Here is a 19,642-nt window from a genome sequence, read left to right as displayed (position 1 = left end):
GGAATTAAAATTTCATAGTATATCCGATTTGGATCACAAAGGTATTTTTAACGAAGTCTTGTTGTTGGTATCGATAGACAAGTTTTTGTCGTAAGTCCCCATCGATGGGTAGGTTTTTAATGGCATCAATAGTGATTTGATTTTCTAATCCATATCGTTTTGAAGGATCTGTGATTCTTTGGTCATTTTGATTATTGTCTGAAATAATCACTCCTGTTTGTGGATTAAAAATGGCATTGTCCCAAAGGTAAGTGTCGGGACGATATATATGAATTCCTTTCACAAAAAAACCTAAATAACTCAGTTTTAAACTAGTGTTAATGTCAGAAATCCCTCTGCGTTGTAGTGCATAATCATTTACATATTGGTAACCAATATGAGTGGCGGGTGTGATTTGAAAATTTTCAGTCACTAAAAATTTATGAGAAAAAGATAAATTGGAATAAACACTCCCTGTTCCATAACCGCTGAATTCGGAAGTGAATTTATAGAAAGTGGAAATGGTGGGGTTAATATACTTTAAAAATGCCGTACGCCAAATAAAAGCATAATCGGAAGTGGCAAATCTTGAATTATCACCTACATTGATGAGTACATATAGTCCAGTAGAGAACGATCCGGCGCGATTTTCCCAATTGAAATAAAATTCTCCGAGCGCAGAATCCCCTAAGGCATTTTTCTCGGCTCGTTTTTTGATATGATTGGGATCATAACCTAAACTTCCTGTGGAGAGGGAATGGGCAACCGTTTGTGTTTGGTTATCACCGCCAGGTTTATCTTGGTAATAATAATCATTGTCCCTGTTTGTCCTTCCCACGATGGGATTAAAGAAGAGCATATTGGAACTAAATTTTTTGTCTCCGGTGTTGAAGGCAAGTTCCGTTGTTAGAAACCATGCATCCGGTATAGATTTATACTCAGTATTGTTTCGTCTGGCAAATCGATCTCCGTAGACACTGATCCCTCGGAAGTTATTTTCGTTGGCTGCATATTGCGTAATAGTCACAACATTTTCATTGGGAACTGTTGGCGATGCTTCTACTTCCGCTTTTACGGAGGGAAGATTGGCACCTTTCTTTTGGTTTTTACCTTTTGGAGTTTCTTGTGCTATGGTTTCCGCATAAAGAGTGACGCTAAAAAGCAAAAAGAGTATGGTTTTATGTTTCATACATTCAATTTAAATCCCGCACATTGTTCACTTATCTATTTTTCATTTGCGTACAAAACGTAACCTGCAAATTGAGAAATGCTACATTAAGAACATATTTTACTTTTGCAAGCAAAATCGAAATATTTACGAGAAGTAAAGAGGAGTGAGAAAGGAATCGGTTACTAGGGTTTTCCTCTTCTATCTCTTTCGGTGACTCTGTTCTGAGAATTTTATGTTGATTCTTCTTTAGCGAATAAAAGGGAAAATAAAAAACAAGGAATCACAAGGAAGGCATTGATGCCTCCATGAAGGATGACCATAAGGGGATATCCATAAATAAACTTAGGAAAACCAATATAGAATTCGTGAACCAGTGCCAAGAGAAAGGTAAAACAGAGGAATAGTCGACTGCAGTTGGCAAGAATTAAGGAAACCCTGTTTTGATTTCTAATTTCCTTTGTTGCCACCCAGAGAGTGTAAGGTACTAGAAACGAAAATCCAACCACTGCGATTTTTTTTAAAATGGGATTTCCATAAATACCCAATGCGATGAGGAGAAATAGAATTACAATTCCTAGAGATTCGATTAAAGTTTTTTTGGATCCTTCTGGATGATTCGAAACACTGATGATCCCTGATAAAAATAACCAACCGATAAAACAACCGTGAATGGCTGCGTAGTAACTCCAAGTTTCGTTATAACCAAGAAGATGGCATTCGTTTTGCCCACAATAAAACCAAAGGGAAGAAAGAAGGCTAAATCCAAAGGGTAAAAATCCAATCCAAGTCTGTAATTGTTTGAAATTTGTCTTTTGTATTTTACAGAATAAAACCAATCCCAATCCACAAAATATAGGCCAGACCACGGTTAATTTGGGGATTCTAAAAAAGATTGCTAAAAGGATCAAAAGGAAGGAAATGAAGTGAAATACGGAATATATTTTTGAATTTTTTAAAAAGAAACGATTGGTAAAAAAAGGTGCCAGACCGTATCCAAAAGTTAGAACAGCAAGTAATAAAGAATTTTCATTCATAAAATAGAAGATCAATGTCACAGAAACAAAACCCCGCACAAGAAGTTTTTAGTTTTCACTATTTTGAAGTGCCTATCTATAAACTTCCGTTCTATTTGTTTCTCTATTTAAAGAAAAAGAAAACAAAAGGACTGATCCATTCCGAATCCTTGGTGCCCATGCAATTAGGTGCTTCTCTCTTTTCTAAAAAACGTTACCATCTATCGCAGATTGCTTTGATCGCATTTTGGCAATCAGAAGAAGATCTGGATCAGTTTCTGAATCTTTCTAGGAACCATCCTATTCATTCTTCTTGGCAGATGCGATTGCGATTGTATCGGAGGTGGGGGAAAATTAGTGAATTAGATTCAGCCGTCCTCTATCCCAAACCATCGAAAGAAGATACACCAATGGTTGCCATCACTCTCGCTCGATTGAAAATTTCTCAACTATTTCGATTTACAAAATGGGGAAGGCCTGTGGAAAAACAAGTCAGGGATCATCCTTCGCAAAGATTTGCTTTTGCTGCCTTCCGACCGTTTCGAAATTTTTTGACTTTTAGTATTTGGAATTCGGAACATGAAATGATCCAGATGGTCCACGGCCTAGAACCTACAAAGGATGGTTTAGAACACAAAGAAGCCATGGCGGAAAGAAATCGTAAGGACTTTCATACTGAATTCACAACACTTCGATTTGAAATTTTGAATCATTGTGCCACCCGAAACGGTTCGGGAACACTAGGAGTTCCCGATGCTGGATACGGATTCCCAGAGTTCATTAGACTTGGTAATCCTGTTTCTGCATCCACTTTGAATTGATAAAAGTTATTTGATCCAATATTACTGACAAAACAGTAAGTACCTGTGGGATCCAAAGTAATAAATTGTAAATTCGATCCAAAGTTCAGAATCGAATTAGCCAAGGATAGGGAACCATTCGCTAAAGAAATATCATGTTTTGCCAGTAATGCTCCTGTAATATTCACAGTATAAAAATACTTTCCAGAGGGATGCATCACTGCTCGAAAATTTCCGCTGGTTCCTGTAAATGGACTTCCTGGAATCACTGTTAGGTTCCCTGTGGCGGAATCAATTTGCCTGCCAAGAATGCCATTCGCCAATGAAAGCGAATATAAGTAGTTGGATGTGGAGTCAATGAGCAGTGCCTCGAGATTGGGGATCCCCGTCGCAAATGGGGAACCGGCCAAATTAGACAATGCCCCCGTGTTTTGATCAATCGAATAACCGATGATAGGTTCTGTGCCACCGTTCCCATTTACGTAAAGATATTTTCCATCAGGTGAGATTGCCAGATGGTTAAGATTGCAAGTGCAAGGTTGGTTATAGTCATTAATTTTCGTGAGTATCCCTGTGTTGGAATCAAATCCAAAGGCTGCGATGCTACTACCACTATTACTTGATACATAAAGGAATTGGTTTGAGGGATGAAAGGCAAAGAATACAGGATCTACTGTTGTGGTACCCGCATTGGTGTTGAATGAAGACAAAAATCCCGTGTTTTGATTTGTCGCATAACTAGAAATATAGGTGATTCCGAATCCACCAGAAAAGGCAAATTTTCCATTGGGTGAAAATTTGGCAGAATTGGTGGCGAGGGCATAAGGGGATCCCGTGGCAGCAACAATTTCGCCGGTATTCATATTGAGTGAGTATAATTCTGAATTGGCATCAACAGAAAAGTTAAGGAAATATCGATACACGGTAAATGCATCAAAGCTCTGCGCAGAACCTTTGTTATTTTCAATTGTGATGGGACCTGATTTGGCACCGTAAGGTACTTTCACTGTTAAGCTTGAAGGACTTGTATTATCTATGGTTGCTTGGACAGAACCTGAAAAGAACACTCTGTTTTCTGCACCTTCTGCTGAAAAATTTACACCTCCAATGACTATCGTTTCGCCTTCCACACCAGAAGTTTTGGAAAGAGAATAAATCCTTGGTTGTATGAGAAATATAGCGGAAGCAAATTGTAATTGGAGTTTAGAAAGAGGATCCTTCTCTGGGAAAAAATAGGGTTTCCACAAAGGATGATAGAAACAAGAATTACAAAAATAAAATGTAAGTAAAATGGGAACACTGAATTTTCGCATGGTTGTTTGGCTTTACAAAGTGGTTTATTTAGCGGATATCTGAAATCAATTTGCAATAAATTATTTCCTTTTTCGTTTGTAAATTCCAGAAAAATTTTCTAAGATCTACTCGCGGGAAGTGAAAACTTTTTTTGATCCTTTCGTTTGATTGTAAGTTCCTTTTTAAGGATGCGGAACGAATCCTCAATTTTTAGAGTGACTGCTAAAATGGATTCATTCGACTTAGTTTTAGAGAAGGTGGTGGTTTTATGTTTTTTCGGATGAACTTTATCGTACTGTTTATACTTTGTCTTTTCGCCCTTTCTTGTCAGATAACATCGCACCAAGTAAAACCCTTTTTTTCAGACAAGGGGACGGGGCAAATCCCTCTTTCCCCGAAACCGAAACCGAAACACTGGGTCGAATTCCAAGTTGTCAAAGTGGCGGATTGGGAAACATCTCTTGCCGGACTTTTGGATTTGGATGATCCTAAAGCAAAAGCAGCTGGTTTAAAGGATCGTCAGGAACCCATCTCCATTTATTTCTATCTCGTCAAACATCCGAAATTTGGAACCTTTATGATTGATTCCGGTGTGGGGGAAAGTTTTACCAAAGGTAAGGATGCCCTACCCATCAGTTCTATAGTGGAATCTCAGATGCATTTTTCAAAAATGCAAGTCTATCAAACAACCAAAGCCTATTTGCATCAAAACAAAATCGATGTAAAGGGAGTCTTTCTGACTCACTTACATTTGGATCATACACTCGGAGCTTCAGAGTTAGATAACTCGATTCCTTTGTATGTCGGGCCTGGAGAAGTCACGAGTAAATATTTTATCAATTTATTTGTCCAAGGTTCCACCAATCGTTTGTTAGGAGAAAATCCGAATTTAATCCAATTTGATTTTGGTAAAGATAAAGACCAAATTACTGTTTTGGATTTTTTTGGGGACGAGAGTTTCTATATACTTTCTGTTCCGGGGCATACACCCGGAAGTTTGGCATTTTTCATTCCAACAAAAGATGGGGCTCATTTGGTCCTCGGGGATACTTCCCATACGAGTTGGGGTTGGAAAGAAGGTGTCACTCCGGGGGCCTTTACCTCGGATCACAAACTCAATCGTAAAAGTTTGGATTTTTTAAAAGGACTGGAAAACACTCACAAACTTAAGTTTGTGTATCCAGGCCACCAAGAACGAATTTCTGTTTCTGGAAAGTAACCGGTTTGTCGATTATGTTTTAAAGATTTCTATACTGACAAAAATCTTTATTGAATTGTATCGCGAGAGAAACCTTGGCGCATTGTGTTTTCCGTAAACGTTTTTCCTTCTACAAAAAGATGTAAATAATCGGGACCTCCTGCTTTCGCACCGGTTCCCGATAACTTTCCTCCACCAAACGGTTGTCTATTGACTATAGCTCCCGTGATTCCGCGGTTGATATATAAATTCCCGGCATCTATTTTTAATTTTGCTTCCTGCACATGTTTGGGATTTCGGGAGATGACTCCGCACGTCAGAGCATAGTCGGAGTCGTTGGCTAATTCGATTCCTTCTTGGAAACTAGAAATCTTTTTCATCGAGAGTAGTGGTCCAAAAATTTCAGAACTCCACATGGATGAGTCGGGAGGTGGTTCGTATAAGCTTGGTGGAATATAAAACCCATCTTTTGGGTATTGGGTAGTAATTCCTGTTAAAAAACTTTCATTTTCCTTTTGCAAACGAAGGAGTCGTAAATAACTCTCTTCGTGGATGACAGGTCCAATTCGATTTTCAAAATCTAAAGGAGAACCAACCAGTAAATCTTCCATACTTGCCATTAATCTTTCTTTTAGTTTCTTGAAACAATCGTTATGTACATAAAGCCGAGAGAGAGCACTGCATTTTTGGCCTTGGAATCCAAAGGCAGAAGAAAGGATGGCCTGGACGGCCACATCTAAGTCGGCATCAGCATCCACAACCATCGCATTTTTACCACCTAACTCGCAGATGACTTTTTTTATGCTGCGTTGTCCGGGGGAAATCTGGGACGCTAGTCTTACAATGGAAAGTCCCACATCTCTGGATCCTGTGAAATTGATAACCGAAACCTCCGAGTGGGTTACCATTGCTTCCCCAATTTCGGAACCAAGACCTGGTAAAAAATGAAACACTTCTTTGGGTATTCCTGCTTCCCAAAAACATTTTGTGATCTCGTAAGCCGTAGCCGAAGTTTCTTCCGCTGGCTTTGTTAGGACAACGTTGCCCGTGACCAGAGGGGCAGCACACATTCCGGTAAAAATTGCCATAGGAAAATTCCAAGGAGAGATGGAAGCCACAATCCCTTTTGGTTGGTAATAATATAAATTGTCTTCACCTAAGAGATTTATATTTTTTGGTAACATTTGATCATTGGCAACGGCTGCATAATAACGACAAAAGTCGACGGCTTCCGCAAATTCAATTTCTGCTTCCGTGATATGTTTTCCTGTTTCCCAAATGCAAACAGAGAGGATCCAATCTTTTTTACTCACTAACTTTTCTGCGACTTTCATGAGTAAGGCGGAGCGTTCTTCTTGTGGACGTTCTTTCCAAAGGTTCCCTCTTTTTTTGGAAATTTTGATGGCTTCTTCTAAATCCAAAGCATTGGAAAGAGAAACCTTCGAGACGACGATCTCTGGAGACCAAGGGTTTTTGTGGACAAAATGATTTGTTGAAAACTTCTGCGTGTTCCCGATCGAGATGGGAATTGTAAAAGGTAATACTTTTTCGATAGAGTTTAGTGCCAAACGAATGGCATTCCTTTCTTTCTCTATGGAAAAATCTCGAATGGTTTCATTTTTAAATTCCATGTAAATTTTCCTCTTGGGGACTCATTATTAAAGAATCTAAATTTTTTCCCAAACTCATTTGATACAAAAATCCTTGGTTGGATGTATTCTCTAAAAGCCTACGAATCAAATAAGCCATCCCAGGAAGTAGGGCACCTATGGGAGAGTATTCCCGGACAATGATTCCCATAGATTCTAACCCAAACTTGTATTTACCGGCCATCCCATACAACATTTGAATTTCAAAATCGGAAATGTTTTTTCTTTTTGTATGATATAGGATATAAGAAAGCGAACGAAGGTTATGTGTTCCGAAGGCTGGCCTAAGGTAGGGATAGGATTCTAAAAGAAATAAAACATTTTCTTCAAATTTGATATCGGTTTCTTTTTTGGTCTCAAATACGGGAGAGGTCCATCCGCGTTCTTCTGCTTTGATTCGTTCGAATTCTAAATAGGCCCCCTTCACCAGTCGAATGGTGATGGGAACGGTCCGAAGTTTTGCGTATTCTTTCCAAACACCTAAATCCTCTTTTGAGGATTTTAAATAGGATTGTACAACGATACCGAAGTGTGGATAGAATTGAAATTCTGGCTCTAGAAATAAATCCATTGCGGATCGGCTGATGATTGCTTTAAGGTCATACTGTTCCATGTCCAAATTGATTCCGATTCCCTTCGTCATTGCCAAACGAAGGATGGGCCTCAGGGCATCTTGTAAATATCTCACACTCACCTCTTCGGCTTCTGGATAGAGCCTTGTTTCAATCCCGGAGCATTTGATGGATATATTGGTTCGTAATTTGGAATTGATACCTGTTGGCACCTCGGGTAGAATTTTTAGGAGTTCCGAATATTGATGTAGATATTCTTTTGCTTCTCTAGGGGAGAGTGCCGTTTCTCCTAAAATATCATAGGTGCGAGGTCTTGTTGATAAATGGATTTCTTCTAAATTCCTCGGAGAGTCCGTCAGTATAAATAATTTGGCAAAGATTTTTACTATTTTTAGTATGAGGAAAGAAACAATGTAATCTAGGAAAAAGATATTGATGAGAAACTGAATCGAAGATTTTAAAAATGTAGGAATCTCTGTATTTTCATCGAAAAGATAAATTTTAAAATACTTGTATATGTTTTTTGATTCGAGTGAGGGAAGGACATCGATGAATTTGAAAGTTTGTAATTTTAATTTTGGATAACGAAACCCCAAGTGGATTGTTTTGGAAGTGATAAAAAATCTGAATCTTTGATACCAAGGTCCCCCGCTTCCATCGATTGTTTTAGCAATGGAAAGAATTTCTTTATCATCATCTTGCATTTGTTTTGTAAACATAATGTAACAACCAAATTCGATCCCAAAACTCTTGATTCTGTAAAAAATGAGAATATAAAATCTGAAAGGAGTTGTAAACAATAACTTAGATGTTTTTATTTCCAAATGGGAAAATTGACAGATTTGTTTATCGAAAAAGAATCTAAGTTTGGAGCTTTCAATTATTCTCCTTTGCCTGTTGTGATCACAAAAGGGGAAGGGATTTATCTTTGGGATATTGAAGGAAAAAAATATTTTGATTTTCTATCTGCATACAGCGCTGTGAACCAAGGCCACTGCCATCCTAAAATTGTTGAAGTTTTTCAAAAACAATCAGCAATCCTTACTTTGACATCCAGAGCTTTTTATAACGACAAACTTCCATTATTTACTGAGTTTATGACAAAAACTTTTGGATACGATCGAGTATTGCCCATGAATACGGGAGTGGAGGCCGGGGAAACCGCGATTAAACTAGCGAGGAAGTGGGGTTATCAAAAGAAGAAAATTTCCGATAATCAGGCAAAAATCATTTTCTGTGAAGGAAACTTTTGGGGAAGAACCATCGCTGCCATTTCAGCGTCCACTGATTCAAAAAGTAAAAATGATTTTGGTCCTTTCCTTACTGGGTACGAAATCATTCCCTATAATGATTTGGATGCTTTGAAAAAGTGCGTTTCCGATAAAAATGTTGCCGCCTTTATGGTGGAGGCCATTCAAGGGGAAGCGGGTGTCATTGTTCCTAATGAAAACTATTTAAGCGAAGCAAAGAAAATATGCGAATTTCATAATGTACTACTCATCGTTGATGAAATACAAACAGGTTTAGGTAGGACTGGGGAACTTGTTTGTTCGGATCACTCGAAAATCAAACCAGATTTGTTACTTCTTGGTAAAGCCCTTTCTGGTGGAATGATGCCCGTATCTTGCGTATTAGGTTCTGATGAAATTCTTTTACTTTTGAAACCAGGGGAACATGGTTCTACATTTGGTGGCAATCCACTGGCTTGCGAAGTGGCAATGACTGCAGTGAAAACCATTCTAGAGGAAGGGATGAGCGAGAATTCAAAACGAATGGGAATCCTATTTCGAGAAACAATTGAATCTTGGAATCATCCTTTGGTCCATTTGGTTCGGGGAAAAGGCCTCTTAAATGCGGTACAATTTACTGACAAGGTAGATGCCAAAAACTTGTGTTTGGAGTTAATGAAGTCAGGAATTTTAGCCAAGGAAACTCATAAAAACACAGTGCGATTTGCACCCCCTCTCGTGATTCAGGAGAAAGAAATGAGAGAAGCAATGGGAATCATAAAATCAGCAATTGATTTATTGTGATCAAACGTTGTTGGATGATTTTTTATTTTTCTCTATCATAAGCTTTTAAGAAAAAAAAGGAAAAGGAGCTAATCAGTTTTGGTACTTCTAATAAAGTTTTGAAACTGAATCCCGTATCCCCATGGGAGATTAGGGAAGTAATACAAAGTTTGCATTCAACACCCCGAGCTAAAAGTTTCTCGTATAACATGAGTGATTCGTTTGCAGGCACCACATCATCTTTGACTCCATGAATTAATAAAATGGGTATATTGAGAGAATTGATATAATTGGTAACAGATAAAGCCGTTAACAATTCGCGGTTTTTCCCTCCTTTTTTTAGAATGAGTTTCCAATGTTTCATTCGAAATTCACTATCATATTTCAGGTTTTCAAAAAAATCACGATCTGATTTTTTCATTTTTGTATAATGAGGTTCGAGAAGGTTATTTTTGTATTTGTAGTAATTGTCTAAGATCGCAAGTTTAATGGCTTTAAATAAGCTTTTGTTTTCTCCAATGGATAGGGGAAGAAAATTTAAAAGAAGGATCATTCGTCCATATTCATCTAGATTCTGGTTTGCAAATAAATTTCCAATGATATCATCTACATTGGCAAAGGCTCCGATGGCGCAAAGGGAATGGGTTCGGTCTGCAATTTCTTTATCGCTGGCTGCGATGAGACTTAAGGAACCGGAGAAAGAAGGTGCAAAAATGGATACTTTCCCGGAGGGGCTAAGTTCTTTTTGGGAAGAGATATAAAGAATCGAATCTTTTATATCATCAATGTTACGAAGTGAAATTTTATAATCACAGATTTCATCATAGAAAGGACTGACGACCGTATAACCCAGTTTGCTCAGACTTTTATTGACAATGATAAACCTTGGGTCCCTGTTTCCTAAGGGAGCTAGTCCATTGATAGTGACAATGGTTCCGATTGGTTTTTTTTTCGGAATGTAACAGTCTGCACGCAAAACTCCGTTGCGTATGGGAATGGAAACTTCCTTAACATCAGGCAAGGATTCATCCTGACTTTGTAGTCCTAATAAAAATTGGATTGATTTTCCCCAAGCTATGATGTGATTCATTGGTTTCGTTTACCGGAAGTAATGTTCTTTATCGGAAACAATCTAAAAGTTAAGTTTGCAATCAATCGAATTCTTTTTTAACACATACAAACTATTTTTTTTACTTTAAGATAAAGAATATAATTTTTGGATTTGTCATCTAAATGAAATTTTATATGGGATTTTTTAGCGTTAGGGACCTGGAGGGCTTGGTCCGCTTTCGCGGACGGGAGCGAACGCGCACCCCGGAAGAGCCCGACCCAGCATGAATCCAATTTTTAAATAACGATCCAATGGGGAACGCCCAGGTTTGAAAAGATGTGAGTGATTTTTTCTGATGGATTGTCCTTTGTATTTCTTAAAATAAATTGATAGAAATGATGGAGGAAAGGTGAATAAAGTTTGTATATTTTTTATTAGAAAGGAATACCTGCTTAGTGAAAAGGAATGAACCCGGATTGAAACAAAAACCGTTGATTTACTTATGTAAAAAGATTCTTTGTATTGCTCTTGTGATTACGTTTTGTTCTCAATGCGAACCTTCTGAACTCAATGTTAGTTGTGATCCAGGGGCTTCATCTTATTTTCAAACCTTGGCGATCCTGCTCGGCACTAGTGAAAGCACGCAATTTTGTGGTGTTAGTATGAGAAATCCTTCTCATACTAGAATTAAAATTCCTCGTTTCCTTCTGGTTACCAATGTCGGTGTGTCTACGGCAACGAGCAGCATCAGTGTTTTTCGGATCCTCCCGAACACTGGTGAATTAGCTGAGGTGGCTGGATCACCCTTTGCATTGACAAATCGTCCTCGTCATTCAGTAGCCAATGCGGATGGTACAATTGTATATGTGGCTAATGTTGGTAATACTTCCATTTCTATACTTAATCTAAATCCCGATACAGGAACCCTATCTATAAAACATACCGATTTGGTTCTTGCTTCTACCCCATATTCTTTAGCCTTAGATCCTAGTGGAAAATATTTATTTGCTAGTTCGGAAACCACTCAGCAAATTCATCGGTTGGCCATCGATTCTTCTGGAAATATTTCTAGCCTAACACCTACTACTAATACATCCAATCCAACGGCTGGGGCAGTTGGAAGACTTGTTTTCGATTCTACTGGTAGGCATTTGTATGTTGGACTTACTGGTGCGAGCGGAAATATATCTGGAGTTCAGGCGTTTCATCTGGATTCGACGACAGGAGGATTAACTTCTGTTAACGTTTATCAAACTGGTGAAAATAATATTTCCATAGCCATTTCTGCTAATGATCAGTTTGTTTATGGAGCCAATTATTTTTCACAAGATGTGTTCCCATTTTTGAGAGATGGAAATACGGGAAATCTTACCATCCAAACCAGTATTTCTGCAGGAATCGCACCAGGGTTTACTGTCACAGATCCATTCAATCGGTTTGTGTTTGTTGCCAACAGTGGTACGGGGCAAGGAACGATTTCTGCTTATACTGTAAATCCTGTTAATGGAATTTTAACATCTGTAAGTGGGTCACCTTTTTCTTCTGGATTTAGTCCTATTGGTCTTAGTATTGATCCAAGTGGAAAGTTTTTATATTCCTCCAATACACAAGGAGGCAATGTTTCGGGTTACACTATTGGTGGGGATGGATCTCTTTTGCCTCTTAGCGGATTTCCTGTGACTGCCGGAAGTAATCCATTTTCAGTGGAAATTGTATCTTATTGAAACTAAAAATGGAAGTTTGAAAATCTTTAGATACCACTAATTATTGATATCAGCAAAGTAAAATCCCCCTTTCGGACGATAGTTGACTTGGCTAATTTTTCCTCCGAAGTAATGTGTGTTGTTTACTGAGATAGACCGGTAGACATCACCTGCCGATGGAATATTGGAATCTAATATTTTTCTATTCAGAAAATCATAATATACGAATCCTTCTTTAGGGTATCCGTTTATGGTTGTAAAATAACCACCAACAACTCCCTTACCATTTTCTCCAATACTTATGGTGGAAACTATGTTATCGGTGGAAAATAATTGATGTGTATAAGCACCGGAAGTATTATCGAAGGAACTAAACCTCGAAGTGGTTTGTGCACCGATGGTAGTAAAATTTCCTCCGATAAACACTTGATTTTGATAGTTAGCTATTGCAGAAACATTGATATTGGGGAACATTGTCGGAGATGGAAAAAGTAAATTGGTGCCGCTTGTTGGGTTCAGTGCGGTAATATAAGATGTATTGGATCCTCCTATATTGGTAAAAGATCCTCCCACAAATACTTTTTCTTTTAAAAGGTGAATGGAGGCAACGTTTCCATCTCCTACAGGATTCCAATTGTCAAGTGCACCATTGGAAAGCACCAAACGCGCGATATTTGTGCGCGCTGTTCCTGCCACATTCGAAAAACTTCCGCCGACATAAATATAATTTTCATCTGTGGTGATAGTTTCGACGTTGGAGTTGAATGTGGGCGCTGTCCCTTCTAAGGTATTTGTATTTAAATTCAAAATAAAAAAATTGGTTCTGGAGTTATTTAAAATAGAAGTAAATTGTCCTCCTCCATATAAAATGTTATCTCGAATATGCAAACTTCGTATTGCTATACCCGCCATTTGAAGATTCAAATCTGTTGGTTTGCCGGTGTTTAAATCAATGGCTCCAAATCCATTGCGTTCGACTACATTAACGCTGTAATAATTGCCTGGAACTAACACCTTACTGCCGTCAGAGGAAAAGGCGATTTTTCCTGTGGGATAGGAGAAACCAGTGGTAAAACTTGGATTCCAATCTGATATTTTTCCAGTGGTGGGATCTATAGAGAATCCATACCTCCTTGGTGTACCAGCTATGGAAGTGAAATTTCCTAGGAGATAAATTTTACCACCAAATACAGTGATGGAGGCTAGTGTGTCAGCACCAGAGAAAGGTAAATCTTCATTGCCCACAGCTCCTAAATTGTTATCTACAGCAGCAAAGTAATTTCTAACGGTAGCACCTAATAGAGAAAAGCTACCGATTAAATAAACTTTTGAACCTACTGCTACAAGATCATCGACTAGATTGTTTGGAGCGGGATTCCAAGCCGTTAAACTACCATCCATTGCAAAGGATTTTGCATTGGAGTTGGAACCAGCGGTAAAACTTCCACCTGCATAGATTACTTTATTATTTGAAGCATTGATTCCGATTGCAATGGAACGAATGGCCCCTGCTGTAATACTCGGCGCAAAACTCAAAATTGGATTCCCTGTATCGAAGGCAATTTTTGATAACCTACCGATTCCGCTTCCGTTGATATTGATAAATTGTCCTGCGACAAAGATTCCGTCTGTGTCAGCGATTATAGCTTCTACGACTCCATCAGCATTTGCGATCCAATTTGTATCTAAAGCACCTGAGGTTCTGTCCACCGCAGCCAGATATCCACGAGTAGAACCATTCCATGTGGAAAAACTCCCCGCGATATAAATTGTTTCTCCCACTAATAAGAGATCACGAATGTCGGCTCCTCCAGATCCCGTTCCCACATCAAAATTTGTATCCAATTTACAATTGGAATTAATATGCACTAAACTTTGTTTGGCGACCCCTTGGACGTGTGTAAAATTCCCAGCCAAATAAAACCCACCTCTTTCGTCAGAAATAGCTACATTGCTAAAACTAAGGACTTCTAAGTAGGGACAGGAGTTCGAATCAAGTAGGGATCCATCCACTGTATTTAAGATGGCAGCTCCTCCCGTATTGGGACCTAAAAATTGAAATCTACCACCTAAGTAGAGTTTATTGTTATGGATGGCCATACCTAAGATTTCCAGATTGGCCAAGGAATCGCTATGTGCACCCCAGGTGGGAGGTTTGGGAAATCCGGGGAAACAAGAAGGGGAGTTATCGCTAGTTAAAAACCTGAGGATTGTGGAAGTTATATAGGATTCGGAATTTGGATCGCAAGCGTTGGAGAGTTCCGCTGGTTTACAAATGATAAGGGAGAAAAAAAGAAAGATTAGATAGGAAAATTTTGCCAGTCGTATCATGATTCAAGCCTTACAGTTGGAGTGTTCAGGATTCAAAAACGTTGACAACTGTTATTTTGTATTAAAATCCAAACGATGGGAAGTGTTGTCAAAAAATTTTCGAAATTAAGTGATTTGATTGGGTCCTTCCTTGAGGAATTTCCTAAACCAACTTTTCATTCCGTCTGAGGGGTGGTGATGGAGAACATTCGCAAGTATAAGAGAAAGTTTACCCGATTGGGAGTTTTTGATCCATGAATCTTCCATATTGTCCGCTTTTGGGATCAAAAAGAATGTTGGGAATCATTTAACACCAAACAGAATCTTTTACTTTACAATCTAACTCAAACAAAGTAAATTTTGTCAAAATGTCCTGGACGCAATTTAGCCTAATTCTAATATTTTTAAGTGGTTTTTCTCTTTCGGCTCTCCCCACCCAGTCTCGATTTACTACCATTTTAAAAACTGGAACTGGTGAATATCCCATTGGATTTCATATGGAGATTCTTACCCTAACGCCTGATAATCACTTGAAATTTGAGGAAGTCCGAAAATCGAATCTATTTGCTGAGAGTAAATCCCTTTCGCCCAATTTTGGGTTCACAAAAAATGTTTATTGGGTTCGGTTTGAACTACAAAATGAATCCAAAGTGCGGGATTGGTTCATTCATGTATCCTATCCATTACTAGACAAAATAGAATTTTATGAATGGAACGATCAAACTTGGAAAGAGATCATCACTGGCGATTCCTATGTATTTTCGCAAAGGCCCTTAGAAGAAAAAAGTTTTATTTTTCCGATCAAACTAGGCTCCCAAAAAAATAATAAATATTACTTTCGGTTTGAGAGTGAAGGAACTGTACAATTTCCAATCACAGTGTATTCGCATGAACGATTTTTAAAACTTAAAGAAAAGGAAAATTTGTCTCTGGGGATTTATTATGGGATTCTCTTTGTATTAGTAATTTATAATTTAATTCTTTTGTTTATGCTAAGAGATTTGGGTTATTTGTATTATCTTTTGTATATTAGTTTTTATGGTCTTTCTCAGTCAGTTTTAAATGGATTAGCATTCCAAATATTTTGGCCTAATTCGCCGCATTGGGCAAATATTAGTTTGCCTTTTGTGGGAGGGTTTTCCTTATTTTGGGGGCTTCAGTTTACGAGAAGTTTTTTAAGCACAAAGAAAAATACGCCGACTTGGGATAAAATCATATTTGTTTTGATGGGACTCATGTTATTTTTAATGTTATCTTCCTTTATCTTTTCATACTATGTGAATATATATTTACTGGCATCCCTTGTTATTTTGTTCGCTTTGTCTGTGTTTCTTGTCGCCGTTGTTTGTTGGGATAAAGGATACAAGCCGGCACGGTACTTTTTAATCGCTTGGGTGGCACTTCTATTTGGTGTCGGTATCTATTCCCTCAAAGGTTTTGGGATTTTACCTGCAAATATAGTGACTGAGTATGGGCTGCAAGCGGGTTCGGCCATAGAGATGTGTTTACTTTCCTTGGGTCTTGCCTACAAAATCAAACTTACGAACTCGGAAAAAAACAGAGCCGAAAGGCGGATGGCTTCCTATAAAGTCAAACTCCAAGATGCCCAACTCGTTTCCTCGAGGCTAGAGGTAGAATTATTAAAAAATAATATCCATCCCCACTTTTTGTTAAATTCGATCAATGCAACGATCATTTGGTTAGATGAAGATCCAGAAACAGCAAAACAATTGCTAACTGCTCTTTCTGATGAATTACGAGCCATTCTAAAGTTAACAAACAAAAAAACCATTTCCGTTAACGAAGAAATTAGTATTTGTAAAAGATACTTAGAAATTATGAGTCTTAGAAAAGAATCAAAATTTGAATTCAAAACTGAAGGTATCAGTGCCAAAGATCTGATTCCTCCGATTGTATTGTTGACATTGGTTGAAAATGGACTGACCCATGGTTATCAAGGCAAAAATTCAGGAACTTTCACATTGAAGAAAAAGAAGGATAAAAATAAAACAAAATACATCCTTTTCAATGACGGCCTCCCCACAACCAAATCAGATTCACTTGGTACTGGTATTAAATATATAAAATCAAGGTTACAAGAAGCTTTCCCAAATAAATGGGATTTTTCTTCCAAAATGGTGACAGGTGGTTGGGAAAATACCATCACACTTATGGAATGAATTTGTGCGTCTCACGCTGATTTAGTGCGCTTCGCTCCTTTTTTTTTGTAAGTTTTGATCATGTCTTTATCCTATCCATAAGGATAAAGATATATGAATACAAAGAAACTGACAGTAACCTTGCTTCTGTTATCTGCAAGGATGACCTTTGCAGAACCCCTCATTAAAAAAGAAGAGAAGCCAGTAGTAAACCAAACTACAGAAGAGACTCAAAAAAACAATGCAGAACTAGAAAAATATTACGCAAAGCTTAAATACCCACCAGGTTTTTATGAAGGCGCATTTTTGATTAGTTTTATGGGAGGAGGGACATTGGCACCTAGTGGATCTTTCATTAGTCATGAGAAAAACTATGACAGTTCTCTCCAATATAAGGTTGTAACAAAAGAAGTAGGCCAAGAATATTATCCGCAAGGTTCCGTTCCTAATAATCAAGCAGGTTTGTATTTTAAGCCAACTTATACCCCTGGTGTTGCCTCTCAGTTTGATTTTGAATATGGTTGGAAAGAAAAAATTGGTCTTGGGTTTACTGTAATGCAAAATTCTATGAATGCCAAAAGACAAGATGTAATTCCAGGGTTATCCTATTACAAAGAATTTGTTGATCCTGTTCCTAGGGAACGAACCATTTACCGTGGGAATTCAATGAGTTTTCTTGCCACTTATCATCCTGTTCCAAGAAATTTTTTTGATCCTTATCTTGTGGCAAGGGCTGGTGTTGTTTCATTTACAGGGGAAGCACATTCTGGCTTAACACATGACAGGTTTGTTTACAGCAATCAGATCACGAGTGGTATTGGAAGTATCGTTGGTGCCGGTGCAGGTTTAAATATTTATTTGGGTCGTTACTTTGGAATTAAAGCCGAAGTCGATTATTATAGGGAGTTTTTAAAAGCAGACCAATTTTCTATGCGTACATTAAATTCCTATCAAGCCATGATTGGTGTATTTGTAAACCTCTCCAATGTACAATATAGATTGGAACAGTATTAAAGGTCGGATTTAAACTTTGAGAATTTTAATCGTAGAGGATGAAGTTGTGGCGGCAAGGGGACTGGAACGAATGTTACGTGAACTCCTTGGGAGTAAAATTTCATCTCTACGTATTGAAAAAAGTCTGATTGGTTCTCAGTGTTTCATTCAGGAAAATGAAATCGATTTATTGTTTTTAGATCTGAATTTGGATGGTGATATCGGCTTTGATTTGTTAAAAGAAACATCCGCTGCCTCTTTTTTAACCATCGTCACATCCGGTAATACGGCCGAAGCCATTCACGCCTTTGATTATGGAGTTTTAGATTTTGTTCCCAAACCAATCAGTAAAGATAGAATAACAAAAGCCCTTCAGAAATTCCAAACAAACAATAACAGAACCAAAACGAAATACATTGGTATTAAACAAGAGGATCAACTAAACTTAATCGCAACAAAGGATGTTTTGTATGTCCAGTCCTTTGATAAACGAGTGAAGGTGTTTCAAAAGAATGGAGAAATGTTGGTTCATAATAAAAGTTTAGATTCTATTCTGAAAGTATTACCAGGATATTTTTTAAGAATTCATCGTTCGTTTATAGTGAATGGAAAACAAATCAAAAAAATTATTACTTCACCAGGTGGTTCCTACCAATTAGAACTGACTACGGGAACTAAACTTAAAATGGGACGAAACTATTATAAAGAGTTGAAGGAAACATTACAAACGTAAAATGAATGACTTTCCTTTTGTAAACCGCTGCATTTATCACAGTAGGGTGAAGGGTAATCCGGTGCAGAATTCTAGTTATTGAAAAAGGTAACTCACTTACTTCTTTCATTCCCTTTCGAACGAAACCCGCTTACGAGAGTAACTCATTCACCCCTTCCCAATCCCCCATAAATGTCCTACACTCACCGTTACTCCCAAATCTAAACTGGCAGACGGAATGGATGTTCCAAAGAAAGACTTAAGGGTTCATGATTTTTCAGAAAGGTGAAGCTATGGAACAGTCAAAAATAAGGGAAACCAATGAAATTATATCATTTTAGTGAAGAAGGAAGTATCACAACATTCAAGCCGAGGGTAAAAGACACAAGAAAGGATATGCCTCCCGTCGTTTGGGCCATTGACGAAACCCATCAATTTTCCTTTTACTTTCCTCGGTTATGCCCGCGGATTGTTTATACGAAATCGAACCATATCACAGAAACTGATGATCGTAAGTTTTTTGGTACAACTAGTGCGGATATTGTCGTCACAGTAGAGGCAAACTGGTTGCAACGGATTTTAAATGCCACTTTATTTCGCTACGAATTACCAACACAAACCTTCTCGTTGTTTGACGAAATCGCGGGGTATTATATCTCACCTGTGGAAGTAGAACCAGTTGGAATGGAAGCTATAAAAAATGGGGTGGAAAGGTTACTCGAAGAAAATATTGAATTAAGGATCACGACAGATCTAAATCGACTTCGAGCGGAATTGTTAAATTCATCGATTCAAGATTTCGGAATTCATCAATTTGGTTCTGCCATCCAGCGGAATTCTAGAGTGCCATCAGAAACAAAATCCTAAAATACATTGACTATATTTTTCTCAGACTACTATTGTTCACAAAAGATTTTTAGAAATTAGTTTTTCAATCGTTTTTGGATTCATTGGTTCGGAAGATCATTCTTTCTGCATAATTTTTTATGCCCAACCTTCTTTTTTCTTACCCATCTCTCCGGTAGAG

At 38.0% G+C, this 19,642-nt stretch carries 15 protein-coding genes; 8 read left to right on the top strand and 7 right to left on the bottom strand.

The features are described from left to right. Positions 1-4: 4 nt before the first annotated feature. A complete protein-coding gene (locus JWG41_RS17600; protein ID WP_205271118.1) occupies positions 5-1,168 on the bottom strand; it encodes a hypothetical protein in 1,164 nt (387 codons plus the stop codon). 212 nt (positions 1,169-1,380) lie between these two features. After that, the gene (locus JWG41_RS17595) at positions 1,381-2,205 is read right to left on the bottom strand and encodes a YndJ family transporter (RefSeq protein WP_205271117.1); all 825 of its coding nucleotides are present in this window, start codon (positions 2,203-2,205) and stop codon (positions 1,381-1,383) included. On the opposite strand from JWG41_RS17595, the gene JWG41_RS17590 reads away from it, so the two are divergent. Next, positions 2,199-2,984, top strand: a complete 786-nt coding sequence (locus tag JWG41_RS17590; protein WP_205271116.1) for a hypothetical protein — start codon at positions 2,199-2,201, stop codon at positions 2,982-2,984. The genes JWG41_RS17595 and JWG41_RS17590 overlap by 7 nt on opposite strands. Here the strand turns inward: JWG41_RS17590 and JWG41_RS17585 are convergent. Next, a complete protein-coding gene (locus JWG41_RS17585) occupies positions 2,873-4,276 on the bottom strand; it encodes a beta-propeller fold lactonase family protein (RefSeq protein WP_205271115.1) in 1,404 nt (467 codons plus the stop codon). The genes JWG41_RS17590 and JWG41_RS17585 overlap by 112 nt on opposite strands. A 248-nt stretch (positions 4,277-4,524) precedes the next feature. On the opposite strand from JWG41_RS17585, the gene JWG41_RS17580 reads away from it, so the two are divergent. Continuing rightward, positions 4,525-5,475 carry an MBL fold metallo-hydrolase gene (locus tag JWG41_RS17580; RefSeq protein ID WP_205271114.1) on the top strand — a complete coding sequence of 317 codons (951 nt, stop codon included), beginning with the start codon at positions 4,525-4,527 and terminating at the stop codon, positions 5,473-5,475. Between the two features lie 47 nt (positions 5,476-5,522). On the opposite strand, the gene JWG41_RS17575 is transcribed toward JWG41_RS17580, so the two are convergent. Both JWG41_RS17575 and JWG41_RS17570 read right to left on the bottom strand, forming a co-directional pair. After that, positions 5,523-7,085, bottom strand: coding sequence for an aldehyde dehydrogenase family protein (locus JWG41_RS17575; protein WP_205271113.1), 1,563 nt, complete (start codon positions 7,083-7,085; stop codon positions 5,523-5,525). Then, on the bottom strand, positions 7,075-8,394 hold the full coding sequence (locus JWG41_RS17570) for a proline dehydrogenase family protein (protein ID WP_205271112.1): 1,320 nt from the start codon (positions 8,392-8,394) through the stop codon (positions 7,075-7,077). The genes JWG41_RS17575 and JWG41_RS17570 overlap by 11 nt, the downstream gene beginning before the upstream one ends. Positions 8,395-8,499: 105 nt before the next feature. Here JWG41_RS17570 and rocD point away from each other — a divergent pair, with 105 nt between their 5' ends. Beyond that, positions 8,500-9,708, top strand: a complete 1,209-nt coding sequence (gene rocD, locus JWG41_RS17565) for an ornithine--oxo-acid transaminase (protein ID WP_205271111.1) — start codon at positions 8,500-8,502, stop codon at positions 9,706-9,708. A gap of 22 nt (positions 9,709-9,730) precedes the next feature. Here rocD and JWG41_RS17560 read toward each other — a convergent pair whose 3' ends face one another. Next, positions 9,731-10,777, bottom strand: a complete 1,047-nt coding sequence (locus JWG41_RS17560; RefSeq protein ID WP_205271110.1) for an alpha/beta hydrolase family protein — start codon at positions 10,775-10,777, stop codon at positions 9,731-9,733. A 437-nt stretch (positions 10,778-11,214) separates the two neighbouring features. Here JWG41_RS17560 and JWG41_RS17555 point away from each other — a divergent pair, with 437 nt between their 5' ends. After that, a complete protein-coding gene (locus JWG41_RS17555) occupies positions 11,215-12,462 on the top strand; it encodes a lactonase family protein (protein WP_232374083.1) in 1,248 nt (415 codons plus the stop codon). A gap of 36 nt (positions 12,463-12,498) precedes the next feature. Here JWG41_RS17555 and JWG41_RS17550 read toward each other — a convergent pair whose 3' ends face one another. After that, positions 12,499-14,772, bottom strand: a complete 2,274-nt coding sequence (locus JWG41_RS17550; RefSeq protein ID WP_205271109.1) for an autotransporter outer membrane beta-barrel domain-containing protein — start codon at positions 14,770-14,772, stop codon at positions 12,499-12,501. A gap of 347 nt (positions 14,773-15,119) precedes the next feature. Here JWG41_RS17550 and JWG41_RS17545 point away from each other — a divergent pair, with 347 nt between their 5' ends. The 4 genes from JWG41_RS17545 to JWG41_RS17530 all read left to right on the top strand — a co-directional run bounded on the left by JWG41_RS17545 (position 15,120) and on the right by JWG41_RS17530 (position 19,482). Continuing rightward, positions 15,120-16,931, top strand: coding sequence for a 7TM diverse intracellular signaling domain-containing protein (locus JWG41_RS17545; RefSeq protein WP_205271108.1), 1,812 nt, complete (start codon positions 15,120-15,122; stop codon positions 16,929-16,931). Positions 16,932-17,024: 93 nt separating this feature from the next. Further along, entirely contained in the window at positions 17,025-17,924 is a 900-nt protein-coding gene (locus JWG41_RS17540) for a VIT1/CCC1 transporter family protein (protein ID WP_205271107.1), read from the top strand. A 16-nt stretch (positions 17,925-17,940) separates the two neighbouring features. Further along, on the top strand, positions 17,941-18,636 hold the full coding sequence (locus tag JWG41_RS17535) for a LytR/AlgR family response regulator transcription factor (protein WP_205271106.1): 696 nt from the start codon (positions 17,941-17,943) through the stop codon (positions 18,634-18,636). Between the two features lie 300 nt (positions 18,637-18,936). After that, positions 18,937-19,482: a DUF6886 family protein gene (locus tag JWG41_RS17530; RefSeq protein ID WP_205271105.1), complete on the top strand. Its 546-nt coding sequence runs from the start codon at positions 18,937-18,939 to the stop codon at positions 19,480-19,482. Positions 19,483-19,642: the final 160 nt, after the last annotated feature.

It is taken from the genome of Leptospira chreensis (assembly GCF_016919165.1).
Lineage (GTDB): Bacteria > Spirochaetota > Leptospiria > Leptospirales > Leptospiraceae > Leptospira_A > Leptospira_A chreensis.
Note: the sequence above shows the minus strand (reverse complement) of the source record. Positions and strands in the feature narration are given on the sequence as shown.